Annotated in this window: 10 protein-coding genes; 5 read left to right on the plus strand and 5 right to left on the minus strand. The window is 42.4% G+C overall.

Annotated elements, in window-relative coordinates:
• Nucleotides 1-465: 465 nt before the first annotated feature.
• From glpK to JMW85_RS05780, 4 genes are all read left to right on the plus strand, one after another.
• Nucleotides 466-2,058 (plus strand): glycerol kinase GlpK, encoded by a 1,593-nt coding sequence (gene glpK / locus JMW85_RS05765; RefSeq protein ID WP_201581176.1) that lies wholly within the window; start codon nucleotides 466-468, stop codon nucleotides 2,056-2,058.
• A gap of 266 nt (nucleotides 2,059-2,324) precedes the next feature.
• The gene (locus JMW85_RS05770) at nucleotides 2,325-2,837 is read left to right on the plus strand and encodes a hypothetical protein (protein ID WP_045446919.1); all 513 of its coding nucleotides are present in this window, start codon (nucleotides 2,325-2,327) and stop codon (nucleotides 2,835-2,837) included.
• A gap of 248 nt (nucleotides 2,838-3,085) precedes the next feature.
• On the plus strand, nucleotides 3,086-4,114 hold the full coding sequence (locus tag JMW85_RS05775) for an endonuclease/exonuclease/phosphatase family protein (protein WP_201581177.1): 1,029 nt from the start codon (nucleotides 3,086-3,088) through the stop codon (nucleotides 4,112-4,114).
• A gap of 238 nt (nucleotides 4,115-4,352) precedes the next feature.
• A complete protein-coding gene (locus tag JMW85_RS05780) occupies nucleotides 4,353-5,045 on the plus strand; it encodes a TetR/AcrR family transcriptional regulator (protein ID WP_055124242.1) in 693 nt (230 codons plus the stop codon).
• Nucleotides 5,046-5,187: 142 nt separating this feature from the next.
• Here JMW85_RS05780 and JMW85_RS05785 read toward each other — a convergent pair whose 3' ends face one another.
• The 5 genes from JMW85_RS05785 to JMW85_RS05805 all read right to left on the minus strand — a co-directional run bounded on the left by JMW85_RS05785 (nucleotide 5,188) and on the right by JMW85_RS05805 (nucleotide 16,189).
• Nucleotides 5,188-5,961: a hypothetical protein gene (locus tag JMW85_RS05785; RefSeq protein WP_201581178.1), complete on the minus strand. Its 774-nt coding sequence runs from the start codon at nucleotides 5,959-5,961 to the stop codon at nucleotides 5,188-5,190.
• A gap of 166 nt (nucleotides 5,962-6,127) precedes the next feature.
• Nucleotides 6,128-11,461: an SdrD B-like domain-containing protein gene (locus JMW85_RS05790; RefSeq protein ID WP_201581179.1), complete on the minus strand. Its 5,334-nt coding sequence runs from the start codon at nucleotides 11,459-11,461 to the stop codon at nucleotides 6,128-6,130.
• A gap of 135 nt (nucleotides 11,462-11,596) precedes the next feature.
• On the minus strand, nucleotides 11,597-13,768 hold the full coding sequence (locus tag JMW85_RS05795; RefSeq protein WP_201581180.1) for a beta strand repeat-containing protein: 2,172 nt from the start codon (nucleotides 13,766-13,768) through the stop codon (nucleotides 11,597-11,599).
• A gap of 51 nt (nucleotides 13,769-13,819) precedes the next feature.
• Complete coding sequence (locus JMW85_RS05800; protein ID WP_060490843.1) at nucleotides 13,820-14,284, minus strand: hypothetical protein; 465 nt, start codon at nucleotides 14,282-14,284, stop codon at nucleotides 13,820-13,822.
• A 273-nt stretch (nucleotides 14,285-14,557) separates the two neighbouring features.
• On the minus strand, nucleotides 14,558-16,189 hold the full coding sequence (locus JMW85_RS05805; RefSeq protein WP_201581181.1) for a hypothetical protein: 1,632 nt from the start codon (nucleotides 16,187-16,189) through the stop codon (nucleotides 14,558-14,560).
• A gap of 626 nt (nucleotides 16,190-16,815) precedes the next feature.
• Here JMW85_RS05805 and aceE point away from each other — a divergent pair.
• Nucleotides 16,816-19,629: a pyruvate dehydrogenase (acetyl-transferring), homodimeric type gene (gene aceE, locus JMW85_RS05810; RefSeq protein ID WP_201581182.1), complete on the plus strand. Its 2,814-nt coding sequence runs from the start codon at nucleotides 16,816-16,818 to the stop codon at nucleotides 19,627-19,629.
• Nucleotides 19,630-19,639 lie beyond the last annotated feature (10 nt).

Consider the following 19,639-nt stretch of genomic DNA (forward strand, 5'->3'; position numbering starts at 1 on the left):
CTGTAGTGGCACAATGGTGACGGGTCAATGCTCAGTATTTGCTTACTGTGCGTTGAATAAGCCGTGATTTTATGTTAGAGGTCGGGTGTTAAGACAAATAATAACATCATTTGTTAATTAATAATAAAAGGTTTATCAAGTCATTAGCACTTAAATCGATTTTAGATCACTTTTAAAAGCTTTTAGCGAAAATGATGGTTAGTGATGATTGTTGTATTACAAAGCAGCTTATAAACTATACATAATAGTGGTGTGTGCTATATTTCAGCACCTTATAGCGTTGAGCAAGATTAAAATGAACGGCATTTATTTTAACTGTCGGCAGTTGTTCATTGGCGCAGTGCTAATGTAAATAAAACTGGCTATTGCGATAAGCGTTACTCCCAAAAAGTACGTGCTATCAATAAAGACTCGGCTATAAAATATAATTGTAAAAAATGAATGCGACAAAATAGGATATGAGTAATGGCAGGATATATTTTGGCTTTGGATCAAGGGACGACATCGAGTCGAGCGATATTGTACGATGATCGTGCGCGTCCGATAAAAATGGCACAGCAGCCCACCACTTTACAAACCCCAAAAGCGGGCTTTGTTGAACAAGACGCGCAACAAATTTGGCAAACGCAGATTAGCTGTGCCCATGATGTGATTAATCAAGCAGGGCTACTTGCTACCGACGTCACCAGTATCGCGATCACCAATCAGCGTGAATCTATTGTCATGTGGGATAAGCAAACGGGTAAACCTTTAGCCCCTGCCATCATTTGGCAAGATCGCCGTACGGCGAACTACTGTAAAACACTCGCAGCTGAGAGTACCAGTAGCATGATGAATGGCAGCCATGATGATGTGACAAGCGAAGTGCAACGTATTACAGGCCTACGTTTAGATCCATATTTCAGTGCCAGCAAAATCGCTTGGCTACTAGAGCACAATCCGAAATTGAGCGTACGAGCCAGTAGAGGAGAAATAGCGGTTGGTACTATAGACAGTTGGCTCATATATAAGCTAACCGGTGGCGAGCATGTCATTGATGTGACCAACGCTTCCCGTACTTTATTATATGATATCCACAAGCTTGAGTGGTCAGAAGAGCTGTGCGCCCGTTTTGCGATACCCATGAATATTTTGCCTAAAGTCCTAGCATCTGATGGTGACTTTGGTAAAACCAAAAAAGGACTATTTGCCAAACAAATTCCTATTCAAGCGGTATTGGGCGATCAGCAAGCGGCACTTTTTGGACAAGGCTGCCTCGATGCGGGCATGGCCAAAAACACTTATGGCACTGGGTGTTTTATGCTGATGAATATTGGTCAAAAACCCAAACTTAGCGAGCATAAACTACTAACGACAATCGCTTGGCAACGAAAATCCACACCGACTCGTCCAGACAATTTATCTTTCGATCAAATTGTACAGTCAGGCAAACGCATGTTGCAGCCACCCAGAAAGGAAGTCACTTATGCCTTGGAGGGTAGTGTGTTTATGGCAGGTGCTATTGTCCAATGGTTACGGGACAATCTGGGTATGATTCAACAGAGCAGTGAAGTCGAAGATTTAGCTCGCCAAGTTGATAGTAGTGAAGAGGTGGTGTTACTGCCTGCATTTACAGGGCTAGGAGCACCCTATTGGCGCTCCGATATCAGCGCCAGTATTACTGGTATGAGCCGCGGCACGACTAAAGCCCATATTGCTCGTGCTGCGTTAGAGGCGGTTGCCTATCAAACTTATGATGTGCTCATTGCCATGCAAAAAGACAGCCCTCATCCATTAACTGAGCTAAGAGTAGATGGCGGCGCGGCTAATAATGACTTATTGATGCAGTTTCAAGCTGATTTACTCGATGTGCCTGTCCTGCGTCCGAGAGATACAGAAATCACTGCCAAAGGTGCAGCATTACTCGCAGGTTTAAAAACGGGGCTATATGATGAAGGGACGATGCAAGCATCATGGCAAGTCGATCGTGTTTTTGAACCCCAAATGTCCAGTGATATCCGTGAACAACATCTTGATAAGTGGCAACGAGCCATCGATAGAACATTGACATCCTTATAAGTATTCAACAGACACATTAAAATATTGTAACAACTCAATGAAAAATTACTTAAAACGCTTCACTGTCCTACAAAATCATTATAAAGATACAGGCTGTAACGCAAGACAATCGCAATCTGGACACAATTTACACAACCTATCTATCTGTTGTTATCCATAAATTTCTATACTTTAGGCGACTCAAGTAACACATGATTCGAGTAAGACTGCTAATTTTTAGCACTTAATAAATCTAAAATATAACAAATTAATTTAAGGATAAAATTATGAGTAACTATGACGGTATTGATCGCAGTGAAGTAAAGCATATGTCAAAAGAAGCTAAGCAGGATCTGAATGCTGATATCATCACAGGTGAGCCAGGTTCGCATCCAGTAGGCACAGCTATTGGTGGTCTTGGCGGCGCAGCGGCGGGTGCAGCAATCGGTACAATGGCAGGACCACTTGGCACACTTATTGGTGGTGCGATTGGTGCTATCGTTGGTGGCGGTGCAGGACATGCAGCAGCAGAAGCGATTGATCCAACACGTGAAGAAGCTTACTGGCGTGCAGAATATGCCAATGTTGATTATTACAAAGAAGGTTATGACTTCGACCGTGATCTACATCCAGCTTATGCAGTAGGGTACGCCAACCGTGCTCGTTATCCTGCGGATGCACGTTTTGAAGACCATGAAGCTGAATTAGAGCGCTCATGGCATGAAGTAAAAGGTGAATCACGCATGGAGTGGGAAGAAGCACGCAAAGCATCGTATGACGCATGGAATCGTGTATCGTAATAAGCGAAACTAACAGCACATTTGATTTAAGTAAGTAGACAGTATATAAGCTTACTACCTTATCACTGGGCTTAGCCTGATTGTAGACTTGGGTCTGCTGATAGACTAAATACTTTCAATTTATGCTATTTTAAAGTCTTCAAAGATTTCTTTGGAGGCTTTTTTGCTGTATATTACTAAGTATGAATATATTAAACAGCCAATCATCTTTGGAAGCAATATTCTAGAATAAAAATAATAGGTAATCTATGAACAATAATGCGGAAGCTAAAAGCGCCAGACAATTTTATATCGCCACTGCCAACTTGCTCAATTTTGCCAACCCTAACCGAATTTATTATGACAATGCGCCAGCTTACAGTAACGATGAATACGAGCACAAGCTAAGCGGCATCACCGATTTATTAGCAAAAGCACATGCTGATATTATTGCGGTGCAAGAAGTCTGGGATAGTAATGCGCTTGAAGCGTTGGCGGTATCATTGGGGTTTAAGCCCGAGCATGTCGTTGTTCCGTTAGCAAGTAACGACCGTTCAAGCCCTTATACCCATGGCAAAGGGGCACAAAATACTCCTGCCGTTGGTATCATTAGCCGCTTTGAGCAATTAGAAAGCCGCTTGCTTGAAGATATTGCGCCAAAAGCGGTGATTGATATCCCTGATATTGGTCCTTACCATCGCTTTAATCGTCCACCATTGCTAGTACGGGTCGATGCCTTTGGTCAACCGATAACGATTATTACGGCGCATCTAAAAAGCAAACGGGCATTTTTCTTGCGTGATGAAAGTGGCAATTTGTTAGAAGACATGGACGATCCAAATATTCGAGTCCGTGCCAAGCTCCGTAGCTTATGTATGCGCGCCGCAGAAGCAGCCTCTATTCGCATGTCTATTATAGAGCGCTTACGTCATACTCGTGAGCCATTGATTTTGTTAGGTGATATGAATGATGTCACCGGTAGCGTCACCACCCAATTGATGGCTGAGACTGGTGAAGTTAATTACGATAAAGGCATGCGCGATGTTGCATTATTCGATGCTGCGCGTATCCAAGCACGCTATGGTTGGATGAAAGATGTGGCATATACCCATATATATCAAGGTATGCCAGAAGTGATTGATCAGTTATTTGTTTCAGAAGAGTTTCTTCCTGATAGCAAGTTTTCACTGGGTCAGGTTGAAAGAGTAGACTATTTCAATGACCATTTAAAGTGGGACTATGCAGATAGGGTCATCGATCATGGTATTATAAGAGCGAAAATTAAACTCAAAGATTAAATTTTTTACATTACGTGGTCAACGCTATTAAATGGTTGACCTATACATTAATTTTTAACCCATTTATCTCCCTTGCTTGATAGTGTACAAGCGTTTATGATGCCTCTCCATTAGACATAGTAGCGCTAATATCAGTGCTACATTATTAGCTAATAGGATGTAATTCTTCAATTTAGGGCGAATACTATCTATTGAAGATTATATTTATAAAATAGGGTGTAACATTAAGAGACTTATGATGAGCGAAAATAAAGACGAAAAGATTGAAGATGTGTTGGTAGATTCGGAACTGGCAAAAAAACTGGTCCCGAATAAGTTTAAGTTTACCAGCCAACAAGGCCGTGCGCGCCGTCAAAAACTTTTGGCTGGTGCCAAGAAGTTAAGTGAAACCCAACCTATCAATGACATTACTTTGGCGGCTGTATGTGAAGAAGCAGGCATTCCAAGAGCTTCTGCTTATCACTTTTTTCCTAACATCGAAGCGATATTTTTAGCATTGCGTTTTTTGAATGCTATCGAAATATTAGAGATAGTAGAAACAGTAGATATTGGTAATTATGACAGATGGCAGGGCTATTTGACGGCGCTTATTGATAATTGTGTGACGATATTCCATAACGACGAAACCAAAGCCAAGCTCATTTATGACACGAACACGCCTGATTTTGAAGGTGATAGTTTTGGTGAAGATATCGATCATCAAATCGTCGATTTGGTTTATAAGCGTTTATCAGAGCGCTATGAGATGCCGAGTTTCCACGATATTCAAGACACGCTATTGATTGCTTATAGCATTATTAATGCGATATTCACATTGTCTTATCGTCGTCACCAAAGCATTACTAATGAATATATCCAAGAAGCAAACACTGCGTTTATCGCTTATTTGCGTTGCTATCTACCAGAAAAGCTACCGCGTAAGAATCGCTAGTTTTTTTCGCTATTTAGATGATGCATAGACATTAGAGTGTGATTAACATGCTCTAATGTCTGCTAAGTAAATACAAAAAAGCCGACATCATATGTCGGCTTTTTTGTATTTACTGCATTGATGAGCAGTGGTAATAATGGACTTAACGGATAGGCATCAATACTTGCCCACGGCAACTATCAGCACTCGCATCTAATGTCTCATATTGCTTATAATAGCTGACGATCAGCTCTTCCAAAGCGACGTTGGTCTGTGAATCATGGGTATTGACGTATGCTTCGCGGGCTTGTTCAAGCCAACGATCTGCCATGCGAAAATGGATGCCTGATTCCCGCCAGCCGCGCTCGCACTGGTTCGTAGCAGCCCAAATTAAAGCGACCTCGCTGAAGGCTATCTCTCGTGGTGCTGACTCGATACCACCGCTATCTTTTAGCGCGTTTAAGGTTGCCCATAGATCGGGGCGCATGAGAGCAGAGTTTGAGGGTATGTCTTGAATAAGGTTGAGATCTTGTTCCTTGCCATTTCTTAAGGTAGTCAAAATCGTCTCTGCTGCCTGTGCTGCTTGCTGCCCAGCAGGTGAACGACTATTTATGCTGTCTTGATGGATGGCGTAGTTAAGCCAAGCCTGAGCTTTATAGGCAAAGTATTGCTGACGTGCACTCATGTTTTTTTGTTGATACGCTTGTAACTCTGTCAACATACAGTTCATAGCACGTTGGCGCGTACTTTGGTATTTTGGGTGGTGAGACTGAGTTTGAACATCATTGGCACAGTGATTATCGTCATGGGTTACTGCCACTTCAGGAGTATGATGACTCGCCGATGCAACCGAGGTCATTGTCAGGAAAAAAACGGTTGATAATAAAGCCTTTATAGGCTGTTTATAATGGGCTGCTTTGTTGGCATGATTAGGCATGATGCAAAACCTCATATTAAGCGGATCAGTATCAATATTGGTATTGGTACTTGCGGTTTTTGGCGTTGATCTCATCACTTATTAAAATATATCTTTCATATAATATGATGAACAGCGCGATAACGCCCGCATTGTCGTCAGATAATAACACGACAATGGGGATAAATTACAATGTAGAGTGAGTCGTCAAACGCTGGTTCTTACGTGGATCATCACGTTTGAATAGGTCTTCGTCAAACTTGAAGCGTAATCTAAAGTAAGCGCCTTCCATAGTGCTATCGTCATAAGCGATGTCTTCATCCTCAAAGCCCATAAAGTTATAACCTAGTGACAACCAAAGATTGGTCATCGGGCTATAGCCCACTTCCGCACCCAGCATATAAGACATATCATCTGCTTGTTTGTTCCAATAAGTGCCTGCTTGCAAACCCACATCCCAGCGCTCACTGATGTCATATAGACCGCGAGCATAAAGCGCATGGGCTGTATTGTCGCTACTAATATCATCAGCATCAAACTGAGTATATTTACCCGCGTAACGGCCTGATAACGTCAACGGACGCGTTGGATGATAGTTACCACTCAATGACCAGATAACGGCGTCTTTTTGATAGGCGTCATCGCCAGTACTGTTATCATCTAAGCGATACTCAAGCTTGGCTAACATGTCTAACTGATTGCTATCATAATCACGATAAGCAGCTCCTAGCTGGAAGCGATTAATCGTGCGATTGCCATCGTCATAATCGACGCGCGAGTAGATGTCTTTGGCCAACAGAGTCACATCGTCAGTATAGCGATAAGCAATACCAGCGCTACCTAGCAATGTGTCACTGGTCTCACCCCAACGCTTCTCAAAACGCGCTGAGGCTTTGTAATCTTCTTTCGCAAGATACTCTATACCAATGCCAGCTGCCGTTGCGGTGTTTTCGGTATCGCCCTCTAATGATTCAACACGCTCAAATAAGGTGTTTAAAGTCAGACCTTCTTGAACATACCACTTGTTTTTTAGACCGATAGCAGCTTCAGCTTCGCGAGCACTAATGGCGTCACTCATGCGATATTCGCTATAGACTTTGCCATCTTTCATATAAGCGGCATCAAAACCGAAAACCGTACGCTGACGTTCTTCAGTATCATCAAGACCATAGCTACCAGATAGACTGTTGATCAAGTCATGACGGGCGTATAGGCGGCCTAAACCACCTAGCGGCGTCTCGCCTCCGATGGAGGTGGCATTACGATTACTGTTATCAATATCTTGCTCATATTCTGCAAATACTAAAGAGTCATTGAGCTTGGGCAACCGTGCCGTGATGCGAGCGCGGGCGGTAGTACCTTCAATATCTTTTTCAGAATCACTGACATTATTTAGCGCCGATTGATTGATAATATCGTCATTAAAGAGAGTGTTATCAGTCACATCTACGACGTCTGTTACCGCTTGGATATTGCGTGAAGCTGCCGTTGCATCTTGCTTATAATAACGTAAGCCAATCTCGCCAACGATGTTGGTGCTCAAACGCTGTTCAATACTGGCTAAGACACCTTGGCGGCTAGCATCAGTGGTATGATCTTTAGTACGTACGCCTTCTAGTTTTAGCGCGGTCTTTTTGTCATTAATTAAATGAGTGACTTCGACGCCCGATTCAGCGCGCCCAGCAGTCTGCGGCGAGGCACCAGTCACGAAACCTTCGTCAGTATCATTATAATAAGCTTTGGCACGAGTGTTTTTCTTGTTATCAAAGTCAAGCTCGATACGCAAGGCATTACCTTCTGCGTCCTGACCGTCTAATTCTGTCGCATTGATTTGATTGCTTGGCTGAAAATTTGGATTCTCAGCTTTATTCATCGCGTATTCAGCGACCAGTTTTAGCTTATCGTTAAACTTGATAACGCTGTTGACGCTAGCCAGCTCTTCTTTGTTAAGAGGGTCATCACTGTTGACATAGCTACCACCGATGGCGACTTTATCAGTCAACTGCTGCTTGGCAGCAATGCCACCGACCAAGTATTTTTCGCCGCCTTCATCGACTTCTACAGTGACTCGTAGATAAATAGGGTTGCCATCGATGTCTTGGCTAGCGATAGGGGCTTTTAAAAATAAGCTACGGCTGATAGGGTCAATTTCATAATCGGCAAAGCGGGTAAGGGTCTCACGGCTAATGATCAAGCCTGGATTGTTAGCGTCACGAGTGATCACTTCGACAGTTTCTGAGTTTTCTAATACGGCATCAAAGTTTTCAGCCAATGGATAAGGGCCTGAGATACCAAGACCACGAGTCTCATTGACGCGCTGGCTAGTACTCGTCTCCGCGACAAAGGCAGTAATGCGAGTATTGCTATCTTCATATTGGGCTTTTAGGCCAGTCAACGTACGGTTATATTGACCTAATTTAATACCTTCATCGTTATCGATTTGAGTTTTTAAGTCGCCATACATAGCAAATGAGCGACCCTTGTCCAAGCGCACATAGAGTTTGCTGGTAGATTGCGCATCAAAGCCCTTGGCTGATGAATCACCATAGACAGGATAGTATTCACCAGGCTCGATATCACGGAACAGACGCTCGCCTTTTTTGTCGCTGTCATAAGCCAAAGTGAGCAAATAATCGCCACGTACTTTGCCTTTAAGGAACATCGCGGCGCGACCAGAAGCGGTATAGTCATCGTTACCAGCGAAATCATTGAGCTCTTGCTCAAAAGCGCCTTGGGCGTCAGTAATGCTGCTGCCATCAAAGTCTTTAAGTGAGATCGCGCCTTCGACGATGCCGACGGCAATGAGAGGACGTAATTGCGCGGTAAATTGTAACGGGATAATCTGTTTACTGCTACCAGTGTCGATGACCAACTCACCTTTACCCGGTACACTTGGTGCAGTCACGGGTATGAGTAGCTCACCACCTGAGACAATAACTTGCGAACCAGCTTGATCTTTACTGCTGTCATTAAGATTGATACGGCCGATATTGGTATCGATAGTGATAGGTGTTGAGGCGATATAAGGACGGCCATCACGGTCTTTTAGGCTAATAACGACTTGATAATCGCTAACGCCATCTGCCGGTACTAGCTGCGCTTGAGTGCGATAGTCAATGGCTTGTAAATTGTCTGGCGTTGATACTTTAATGGTTTGCTCAGAGATAATTTTGCCATTCACGTCAGTAGCGACACCGCGAAGGGTATTGTTGCCGCGTTTTAAGTCGACGGCATAGTAATCAAAGGCAGTCACATTCTGTTTTTCTTGCTCAGCTGTTTTGCCGATTTGTTGTTCTGATACTGCTTTTCCATTGGCATATAGTGTAAATATTGAACCCAGTGGCGCTTGCACCTGTACCATTTGTTTATAAGTGCTGAGCTGTTGACCTTCGTTTAAATTGATAAAAGCCACGTCATTGTTAGCCACTTCTTTGAGATATTCTTCCAACTCTTTTTCTACTGGCGGTGCTACCGTAGTTACGGTCATATCAACACGATTGGCGGCTGGATTGATCATCTCATTGACGATAGCAGAGTCACAGTTGCTGCCCAGATCTAAGTCGCCATTGATGTTGCAGCCACTGGCGTCTACATTATCATCGTAGTCACGATTGTAGTCAGGGTCTAGGGTTAGCTCGGTTTTTACTGCTTGCTCAAGGCTATCATTCTTAGCGCTCACTGATTTGCTACGAGCGACAAGCTCTGTATTCAAACGCTCAGTGCTATCGCCCATACCGACCACGATACCGAAATCGGCACGATGTAATTCGCCATATTTTAAGTCAACGAAACGGCTGCCAGCATCACCAGCATTGCGATTACTTTGGGTGACCATCTCGGTTGAGTGAGGGATGGTGGTGCGGTCAACTTTTAAGACGTGAGTTTTGGCACTGACACCATAGAAGTTATATTTACCTTCAGGATCAGTCACGACAAAGTTACCATTTTCCATGTAGATACGCACTCCTGCAACGCCAAGTTCGCCATCTTCTTTTTGTTGAATGCCGTCACGGTTGATATCGTGGTAGACCTTACCGATGATGATGCCATCAGTATTCATGAGGCCGCGCTCTACTTCAATCTTCCACTGTGCTTCTCTTGAAACTAAGCTTTTACCTTGTTCATTGCTAGCAACGGCAGTCGCGCGGTTGATGCCATCACCGCCTAATGATGAGGAACCGATTAAGACACGATACGTGATTTTTTTACTTTCGCCATTTGCCATATTACCTAAATTTAGCACCTGATATTTACCATCAGCTTTAAACTCAGTGGTTTGTGCTTGGTCGATACTGATATCAGCAGTTTGGTTGATACGTACACTACCATCTACATAAGCAAAACCACGGGGTAGGGCGTCTTTTAGCTGTACATCGTAAGCGGTAGAGTTGCCACTATTGGTGATATTAATGGTGTAGCTAACATAATCACCAAATTCAGCGCTTTTAACGTCGCTTTCTTTGGTGACGACTAAGCTTGGGCTATCATCGACGATATTGATTTGTGTATCTAAGTCATCGATACGTACGGTGAAGTCACCTTCGCTTGGTAGCTGCTCAGCGCCAGTGCCGACAGAAGGCGCGATACAGGCGTCTAGACTTGCAGTCAACGTATCATTTGCTAGAGTCTGAATAAATTTGTCATTGATAGCGTTGGCATTGTTTTGTGTTGGTGCTGATAGCTGGTATTTACCAGTACTATTGCCCGTCTCAATCGCTTTCAATGCGTATTTGTCACCCGTCAACAAAGAGGTAATCGTGACCCATACTTGATCTGGCTTATCTAGCTGAACGTTACACTGCGCATAGCTGGCATCGATATAGACGTTTTCATCGATTTGTGAGGTGGTTTTGTTTTCGTCAAACTTAGGCGTTGTAAATTTGATTTCAGGCTCAACGATGATCAGTCTATCAATCGCGTTGACACTCGATACGGATGGGTCTTCCAGAACGACAGCGCCAATTTTAATATCTGCAGTATCGCCACTTTTGCCGTTAACATCTGATAAAGCTTGCACGATGAACTGGATACTTTCACTGTGTCCAAGTTTGATTTGTGCGCTTAAATTATCGAAAATAACTTCAGTATCACCATTATCAACGACGCCGTTTTTATTTAGATCTTGATAGACTTTTAAGTTTGAGAGCGTTAGCGATACAGCCAATGTTAGCTCAACAGTCTGGTTGCTATAGCTGGTATTGCTGAGGACATTTACCCAGTTAACTAAGGCGTTGGGCATAACGGTGAGTAACGGCTGTTGAGTGAGTTCAATACCGTATTCAGGAAGGTCTGAGGCTTTGACTTGTACTTGGTTTGAGGTGCTAGATATTGTGACGTCAGTCTGGTTATTGACGTTATAGCTAGCATTTGCAATATTGTTGATGATTTGCAGATTAGGGTTTGCTGCATCAGCTGCAATCGCGATATTTGATTGCATAAGCAACATTGCCAATGACAGCGCAGAGATCTTTGCTGAACACAATGCAGTACGATTAGACGGTGTCATGGTAGATAGAGTCATATGTCGCTTATCCAATAAAATATCAGTGAGGGTAAGGGTAGAGATTCTCTAGCTTGAATAATGAAAAGTGATTAATTCAAGCTAGAGGATCTATAAACGTCTATTGAGGCTTATAGATTTAGAACCGAAAATTATTTATGGTGTAGTAGTACGAGCATTTTTAATCTTAACTTTAAAGCTTAAGCTAGCAGTACCTTGAGGAGCTAAAACATCTGTACCAGACATAGCGGCAGTAATAGCAGTAGCATTTGCAGTGGCGTCACCAATAGAAGAGCTGGTAGTAGCAGAAGAAGCAGCCGTACCACTTACATAATCAGCACCAGCTGAGAAGTTAGAAAGTAAATCTGTTATGGTTAAGCCTGTGATATTAAAGCCAGAAGCCGCTTTTGAATCTGCAGTTTGAATAGCCGAGGAAGTATTAGTCGCATTAATACGATAAATAATACATTGATCAGGTTTCGCACCAGTTATCGCATCTTTACTAAATACAGCTGCAGAAAAGGCGCCTGTACATGTTGCATCTAGTGCTTGAAACTTCTCTAAAGTTAACCCTTTGACATTAGTTTTATCTGTAACTGTAGTAGCAGTAGGAGCACCAGTACCAGTAGGGGTTAAAGTTACGATAGTATTTTCGCTGCTACCTAAAGCTGCAGCTGTAGTAGCATCTTTAGGATTAGTTACATTGCCTGATGAAATGTTATAACTAATCGTAAATGTACCACCATTAGGAATACCACCATCAGGTAAAGTAGTACCGTTAAGAGAGTATGTATTACCACTAGTAGTGGTAGGTGAAATACTTCTTGTAATTGATGTTGTTGAACTGGCAGGCGTATAAGTGATACTGACAGGACCAATGACAGGTCTGACCGCAGTATTCAAACTATCATCTGCAATAGTGAAGTTTAAAGGGTTAGCATCAGTACCTTCAGTGTCTCGACCGGTATTAGTGATAATAGTCGTGTGCGTAGCTTGACTAGTACTACCTGAGGCAGGTGAAATCTCTCTTACTGTTGGATTACTTAATGCCAATGCACGCTTAACCGTTAATAGTGGCTGCGTAGAATCACCACCTGTACCAGTTGGATTAGAACCATTGATGTTTTCTACATCATCACCTGCTGGGTAATAGGTAGCAGTATTTTCATTTGCGCCTCCATTCTCAGTACTATCTTTGATAGTGACATTACCTACAGGAGCCTCTACATGAGCGTGGTTGATGAGAGGCGAAGCAAGTGTCTCCAGGTCATCTTGTAAAACTCTGAAAGTAACGGTAACGATTGCACCAACTGGCAGATTTACATTGCCAATCTCAAAGCTATCAATAGCATTACTTGTACCATTACTACTTGTAGTAGCAGTATTACCTATTGTTCCCTTCGTACCACTTGGAACAAGCAATCCTGAGTTATCAACAGTAGTAACTATTGAACCTGATACCAATTTTAGACCTGCTGGTAAGCTATCAATAATTTTTACATTAGTGGCATCAGTAGCGTAAGCAGAATCCTTATTGTTTTTGACTGTAATAGTATAGGTTGCCTCATCAGTCGGATTGCTAAGATCTAATGTTTTAGTTACTCTCTTCACAATACTGAAAACAGGAAGTCTAACAATACTCTGGTTCTCATTTGTAAGTATGGTTCCAGTACCAATGAAAGCACTTGAAGCTGTCAAAGTACCTACACCTATCTGACCACCAATTTGATTTGCACTAGGTACAGGTACCTGATAAGACAAATCTGCAGTTAAACCTGGTGCCAATTTAATAGTGCCACCACTGGTTATGTTTCCAGCCACCACTGTAAGTCCCAATGCTTGCCCTTCAGCTAAGGTTAGAGCGGTACCATCTGAAGTGCGTTTGATCACAAAGGCGATACTATCGTTGTTAGCTTTAAAAAGATAATTTTGACTTGCTGTAACAAGGGTAGCGTCATCACTAGCTAGAGCTCTAACCGTATAAGTATCAGTCACGTTACCAGTGTTGCTCAAAGAATGAGTGAAAGTATTTGTACCACCAAGAGTAGCTGCCTGATTTGAGTTTGTATTATTATTATTATCATTGTCGACAATAGTAGCTATTAGTGAGAAGTTAGCCGTTTCATTAACATTAACTGTGACAGTATTAGAAGTAACCGTAGGTTGAACAACAGTACCAACGCTGTAGCTTGCGGTTGCTACGTTATTAATAGCCCCTGCAGCCTTGGTTGTATCAGTAGCCGTAGCCGCCATAGCCCCAGTAGAGATACCCATCACCGCAGCAACACCAACGGCTAACAGGCTATAATTAAAATTATTTGATTTCATATAGATATCCTAAAATTAGAAGAGCAAGATTTTGTGAGTTGAAGGAGAGGTCTAGTTGACGATCGTGTTAAGTGCCACGGCGGCAGACTTCTGTGCTGGTAATAACTTGATATTCCAGCGCAGGGTACGATATTCAGAAAACGGAATTTTAACCATTTTGCCATCGACTTTACGCATCAGTGGCATATCGGCATAGTTCTTGCCATCGATACTGGCTTGAGCACTGGTAGGATTAGCTTCACCAGTGAAAGCCATATTGGCAGGGATAGGCAATACGACCGCCAGATCTTGGATATCTTTGTTAATAATATTGCTGTATGTTGCCTTATACTGAATGACCGTACCCGCTGGAGCATTACGAACTGGTAGATAAGAGATCTTACCTTCGGCGTTTTTGGTGACTTGATTGGCTGTTAAATCCATTTTTAAGGCATCATTGGCGTGAGCAGCACTTAGTGCTATTACCGACGCTAAGCTTGCTAATATGGCACTGCGTAAAAAATTAAAACCTTTCATATCGTATTCCTTGCTTAAACCATTATTATCAAGTCAATCTTGACTTCGTCCCATGCAATGTAAAAACTGCAATCAACTATGAATAAGAGATGCTGATAAAGTTAGAATTGTTCCTTAATGTGATTGTCACGCAAACAATACAAATATTCACCACAAAAACGACAAATGGTATTTTGGAGTACACAAACGGTAAAAGCCCTATCTATAGAGATAGGGCTTTTGTCAGTAAAAAATATTCTTTAGGGTTGATAATATAGCAAGGGGGAATAGTTACTAAGGGTTCACAGTAGTGCCGTATTTGGTGTTGAAATAAAAATCACTTTTGGTATTTTTTTGCAACATCAATGCAGTAGTTTTGACCGTACCATTCAAACCAAGAGCGACACTATCAGTAGCATAACTGCCATTATTATCGGTAGGCGCCACACGTATAGACGTTACCTGTGCATTATTTACCCCTTTCTTTTGAAGCACATCACTCATGATAAAGTCACTAATAGCAAGATTGGCGCGATTGGTCGCGGTTATCTTATAAGCAATACACTGCTGCGGAGTGATATTATTTTGGATAGGATCCATACTGAACCCAGTTCTTGGATCGCCAGTCATCGGAACTGAGGCGTAAACTAAAGTACTGGCATTGCAATCGTTCACAAACTGGTACTTCTGCAGAACCAAAGCTGCATTCGCAGCGATGACTCTACCAAAGTTGTTATTAGGATAATTATAAGTGGTTGCTGAGAAACCAACATTTCTGCTCTCACTACTAGTGCGAATAGGATAAGTAGCCCCTGTTCGACTTTCTACCAAACAAAGATTAGTATTATTAGCCAGTGTTGTTTTAGGAATACTGATTTGATACTCACCGACAGAAGCCCCGTTTCTAATTACCGATTGGGTTGGATAAGTAATAGAGTTGTTTGCGCAATTGGCTAATCTTACATTACTCCCACTAATACCTAATTCCTGAGGGGTATTAAATACACCGTTAAAGTAGTTTGGTTTATTAAAATAGGTACCACTAGTAATATTGGCGTTATTAGCATCAGCTTGGGTATCAGTAATACCACCGTTATCATCAAATACTGTACCAGAGAATATATACTGAGGAACATAGCAGTAATTGTCCACTCGAAAATCAATTTCCTGATTAGTTGATGTACGAAGATACCCTGTATTGGAGTAACGAATTTTAACAGAACTAACTGGCTGAGAAAATTGTACAGATCCTTGACATTGGGTGCCAAGATTTTTGGCTGGGCAATTAGGGTCGCTGACTGTTCTAGTTAACAAGCCTTGTAAAGAGTCGCTGAATGTAATATTTGAGCCAGTTACAGATTGAAAGGTGCCAGATATAGTAGTCCCAGCTTCGTTTACTCCAGTAATTTGTACAAAATCATCAAAAGTGTTGCCATTACTATTCGCATAATCAATATCAAAAGCGCTAAGAGCAACATTAGTTAAAAAAATTGGTTGAGTAGTTATACTATTACGAAAATCAAGATTAATATCGGTGTAAGCAGACGTATTAGGGAATGTACGTCTGACATTTATGGCTCTAACACTATCAAAATCAGTGACAGTAAGAGCATTCAATGTAGTATTCGAGCTAGACTCTTCAGTGCTGATCTTAACCTGCAATGGAATACTGCCAGACGCATTACCTGCAACTTGTACAAAGTTTCCTAATGAAGATATTAAGCTATTATAGTCATTATTGGTTAAACTACCCTGAGACGCCCCTGCAATACCAGTACAAGTAGCCCCAGGATTGGGAGCAAGTGCTGAGGCAGAGTTACTAGCCAATAGCAATATCATAAAACCTGTCAAGATTAGTATCTGATACACGTATTCGCGCAACAAATAAATACTTATTGAGTCTGAAGTGAACTGGACTTTATGCATATCTTGTTCCTATAAGCTAAAACTTGCTATAAGCGTTTAACTAGTTCTCAATTATTTCACTAACTAAACTAATGTATATATTACGTAACTTAACATATTAAGCAATAATTTCGTAAAAGTCCTACGAAGTGGATGAATGGCAGATATTTCATGACCAGCTACAGTATCTGGTTATAGATGTTAGCTTGTTAGCAAACAATTCTTATATTTCATTGAAACATTTCTAAAAAAACTAATGATTATTTATTTCAAAAATACTTGTCATATCACCATTTCTTTACAGCTATAAACAACTGCAGCATAAGAGCCTATAATAAAGAGTTATTATCATTTGATAATTGACTATAAAAGTTGGGTTAGCATCTTATTATCTAACCACTTTTAAATACTCAGTTCATATGCGATAGATAGTAGCGCTGTTTTTATTTTGGCTATGTGAGGCTGCTCCAGATTATGAGTTGGTCAAATACTGCTACATAACCGCACCCTACTATAAATCTCACTTCTTAAAATTAACAAGGAAGTCATTGAGAAAATTATTCCCGCACGACAATATTGAAGTAACACTTTGATTTAATAATATCCTGTCTTCGGGCAGGACTGACTGATAAAAAAGGACAATAGTGATGAATTATTATAAGGATGCTGATAGCACCGAAACCCAAGAGTGGCTGGAAGCGTTTGAATCTGTTATCAAACATGCAGACAAAGATCGTGCTCAGTTTCTGCTAAAAGCTTTATACAATATGGCAGTTCAAGAAGATCTGCCGTTCAATCGTCTCGATACCGCTTATATCAATACTATCGGCGTTGAAGATGAACCGATGTACCCTGGTGACCTAACCATTGAGCGCAAAATTCGTGCTTTGATTCGCTATAACGCATTGGCCATGGTCATGCGTGCAAACAAAAATGACGACGATTTGGGTGGTCACTTAGCGACTTTCGCTTCTAGTGCCACGCTGTATGAGACAGGTTTCAACCATTTTTTCCGTGCTGCCAGCGATCATTTCGGTGGTGACATGATTTATTATCAAGGTCACTCAGCACCCGGTATTTATGCACGTTCTTATTTAGAAGGTCGATTGACCGAAGATCAACTTGATAATTTCCGTCGTGAAGTCGGCGGTAAAGGTTTATCAAGCTATCCGCATCCGTACCTCATGCCAGATTATTGGCAATTCCCAACCGTATCGATGGGACTTGGTCCGATCATGTCGATTTATCATGCCCATGTACATCGCTATATGGAAAACCGCGGTTTGCTAGAAAAAGAAGGTCGTAAGATTTGGACATTCTTGGGTGATGGTGAAACGGATGAGCCAGAAAGCTTAGGGGCTATTTCTCTCGCTGGTCGTGAAAAGTTGGACAACCTAATCTGGGTCGTCAACTGTAATTTACAGCGTCTTGATGGTCCAGTCCGTGGTAACGGTAAAATTATCCAAGAGCTAGAGTCTGTGTTCCGCGGTGCTGGCTGGCGGGTGATTAAAGTTATCTGGGGTGGTAAATGGGACAGCTTACTTGCCAATGATAAAACTGGCGTGCTCAAACATCGTATGGAAGAAGTGGTCGATGGTGAGTATCAGCTATACGAAGCCCGTACAGCTGAGTTCACTCGCAAAGAGTTCTTTGGTGAATATCCTGAGTTAGAAGAGATGGCCGATGCGCTATCTGATGAGGATATCTCGCGCTTGAATCGTGGTGGTCATGATCCAATGAAAGTGTATGCTGCATTCAGTGAAGCGATGAAAACCAAAGGTCAGCCAACCGTTATTTTAGTCAAAACTGTTAAAGGCTATGGCTTATCGGCTCAAACACAAGCGGTCAATAAATCACATCAGATTAAGAAACTCGATCAAGAAGCGTTGATGTATTTCCGTGATCGCTTTGATTTACCATTTACTGACGAGCAGTTAGAGACGCTACCATTCTATCGCCCTGAAGAAGGTTCAGCGGAGATGAAGTACCTTAAAGGTCGCCGCGAAGCGCTAGGTGGTCATTTGCCAAATCGCCGCAGTGGGCATATCCCATTGAATATTCCTGAACTGTCAATGTTTGATCGGGTACTAAAAGGCAGCAATGGTAAAGAGCAATCAACGACGATGGTGTTTGTGCGCTTATTGTCAGCCATGCTAAAAAACAAAGACATCCAAGATCGCGTCGTGCCTATTGTACCTGATGAAGCACGGACTTTCGGTCTAGAAGGTATGTTCCGCCAGTTGGGTATCTACTCTGCGGTTGGTCAAAAATATACGCCAGAAGACAGTGAAGCTTTGATGGGCTACAAAGAAGCCATCGACGGTCACATGTTAGAAGAAGGTATCAACGAAGCAGGCGCAATGAGTACGTGGATTGCGTTGGCAACCAGTTATTCTGTGAATGCGTTGCCGATGATTCCGATGTATATCTACTACTCAATGTTTGGTTTCCAACGTGTGGGTGATTTGGCTTGGGCGGCAGGTGATTGTCAAGCACAAGGTTTCTTACTGGGTGCAACAGCTGGTCGTACCACCTTGAACGGCGAAGGCTTGCAGCATCAAGATGGTCATTCGCAGATTCTATTCAACGTCGTTCCTAACTGTGTGACTTATGATCCTTGCTTCGGTTACGAGCTAGCAGTCGTCATGCACGACGGTCTACGCCGTATGTATGGTGAAGGCGAACGCGTTTATTATTACTTAACACTCATGAATGAAAACTATGAGCAACCTGAGATGCCAGAAGGCGCCGAGGAAGGTATCAAGCGCGGTATGTATTTGCTTGAAGACAATGGTTCAACCCAAGTGCAGCTATTAGGCTCTGGCGTTATTTTACGTGAAGTACAAAAAGCGGCGCAGATTCTAAAAGATGAGTTTAATATCACCTCCAACGTTTGGAGTGTGACCAGCTTTAACGAGTTGACTCGTGACGGCATGGTCTGTGATGACTACAACCGCTTGCATCCAATGGATGAAGAGCGGGTGCCTTGGGTGACTGAGCAGTTAGCGCCGCACGAAGGTATCGTCGTCGCTGCGACGGATTATATGCGCAATTATTCGGAGCAAATCCGTGCTTGGTTGCCAGATAATCGTCCTTATACGACTTTAGGGACTGATGGCTACGGCCGTTCTGATACTCGTGAAAATCTGCGTAGTTTCTTCAACGTTGATGCCGCACATATCGTGGTTGCCACGCTCAAACGCTTGGCCGATGAAGGTGAAGTTGAGATGCGTTTGGTAAAAGATGCGATTTCAAGCTTAGGCATCGATGTGGATCAGCCACCTGCATGGCAACAACAGCCTTATTATGATCATTCTCCTGATGCACCAGCACCTGGTAATGTCAATCCAAATCCTGTCCCTGAATTTGTCGCTGAAGATGATGATGAAATCAGTAATGAGGGTCGGGCTGAAGATCAAGCTGATGCGACTTTACTTAATAACGGTGATGTCAAAGAATAATAATCATAAG

Source organism: Psychrobacter glacincola (assembly GCF_904846075.1).
GTDB lineage: Bacteria > Pseudomonadota > Gammaproteobacteria > Pseudomonadales > Moraxellaceae > Psychrobacter > Psychrobacter glacincola_C.

Bases quoted from the DNA above. Each gene is read 5' to 3' on its own strand.
- glpK (WP_201581176.1), top strand. From the start codon at position 466: ATGGCAGGATATATTTTGGCTTTGGATCAAGGGACGACATCGAGTCGA.
- JMW85_RS05770 (WP_045446919.1), top strand. From the start codon at position 2,325: ATGAGTAACTATGACGGTATTGATCGCAGTGAAGTAAAGCATATGTCA.
- JMW85_RS05775 (WP_201581177.1), top strand. From the start codon at position 3,086: ATGAACAATAATGCGGAAGCTAAAAGCGCCAGACAATTTTATATCGCC.
- JMW85_RS05780 (WP_055124242.1), top strand. From the start codon at position 4,353: ATGAGCGAAAATAAAGACGAAAAGATTGAAGATGTGTTGGTAGATTCG.
- JMW85_RS05785 (WP_201581178.1), bottom strand. From the start codon at position 5,961: ATGCCTAATCATGCCAACAAAGCAGCCCATTATAAACAGCCTATAAAG.
- JMW85_RS05790 (WP_201581179.1), bottom strand. From the start codon at position 11,461: ATGACTCTATCTACCATGACACCGTCTAATCGTACTGCATTGTGTTCA.
- JMW85_RS05795 (WP_201581180.1), bottom strand. From the start codon at position 13,768: ATGAAATCAAATAATTTTAATTATAGCCTGTTAGCCGTTGGTGTTGCT.
- JMW85_RS05800 (WP_060490843.1), bottom strand. From the start codon at position 14,284: ATGAAAGGTTTTAATTTTTTACGCAGTGCCATATTAGCAAGCTTAGCG.
- JMW85_RS05805 (WP_201581181.1), bottom strand. From the start codon at position 16,189: ATGCATAAAGTCCAGTTCACTTCAGACTCAATAAGTATTTATTTGTTG.
- aceE (WP_201581182.1), top strand. From the start codon at position 16,816: ATGAATTATTATAAGGATGCTGATAGCACCGAAACCCAAGAGTGGCTG.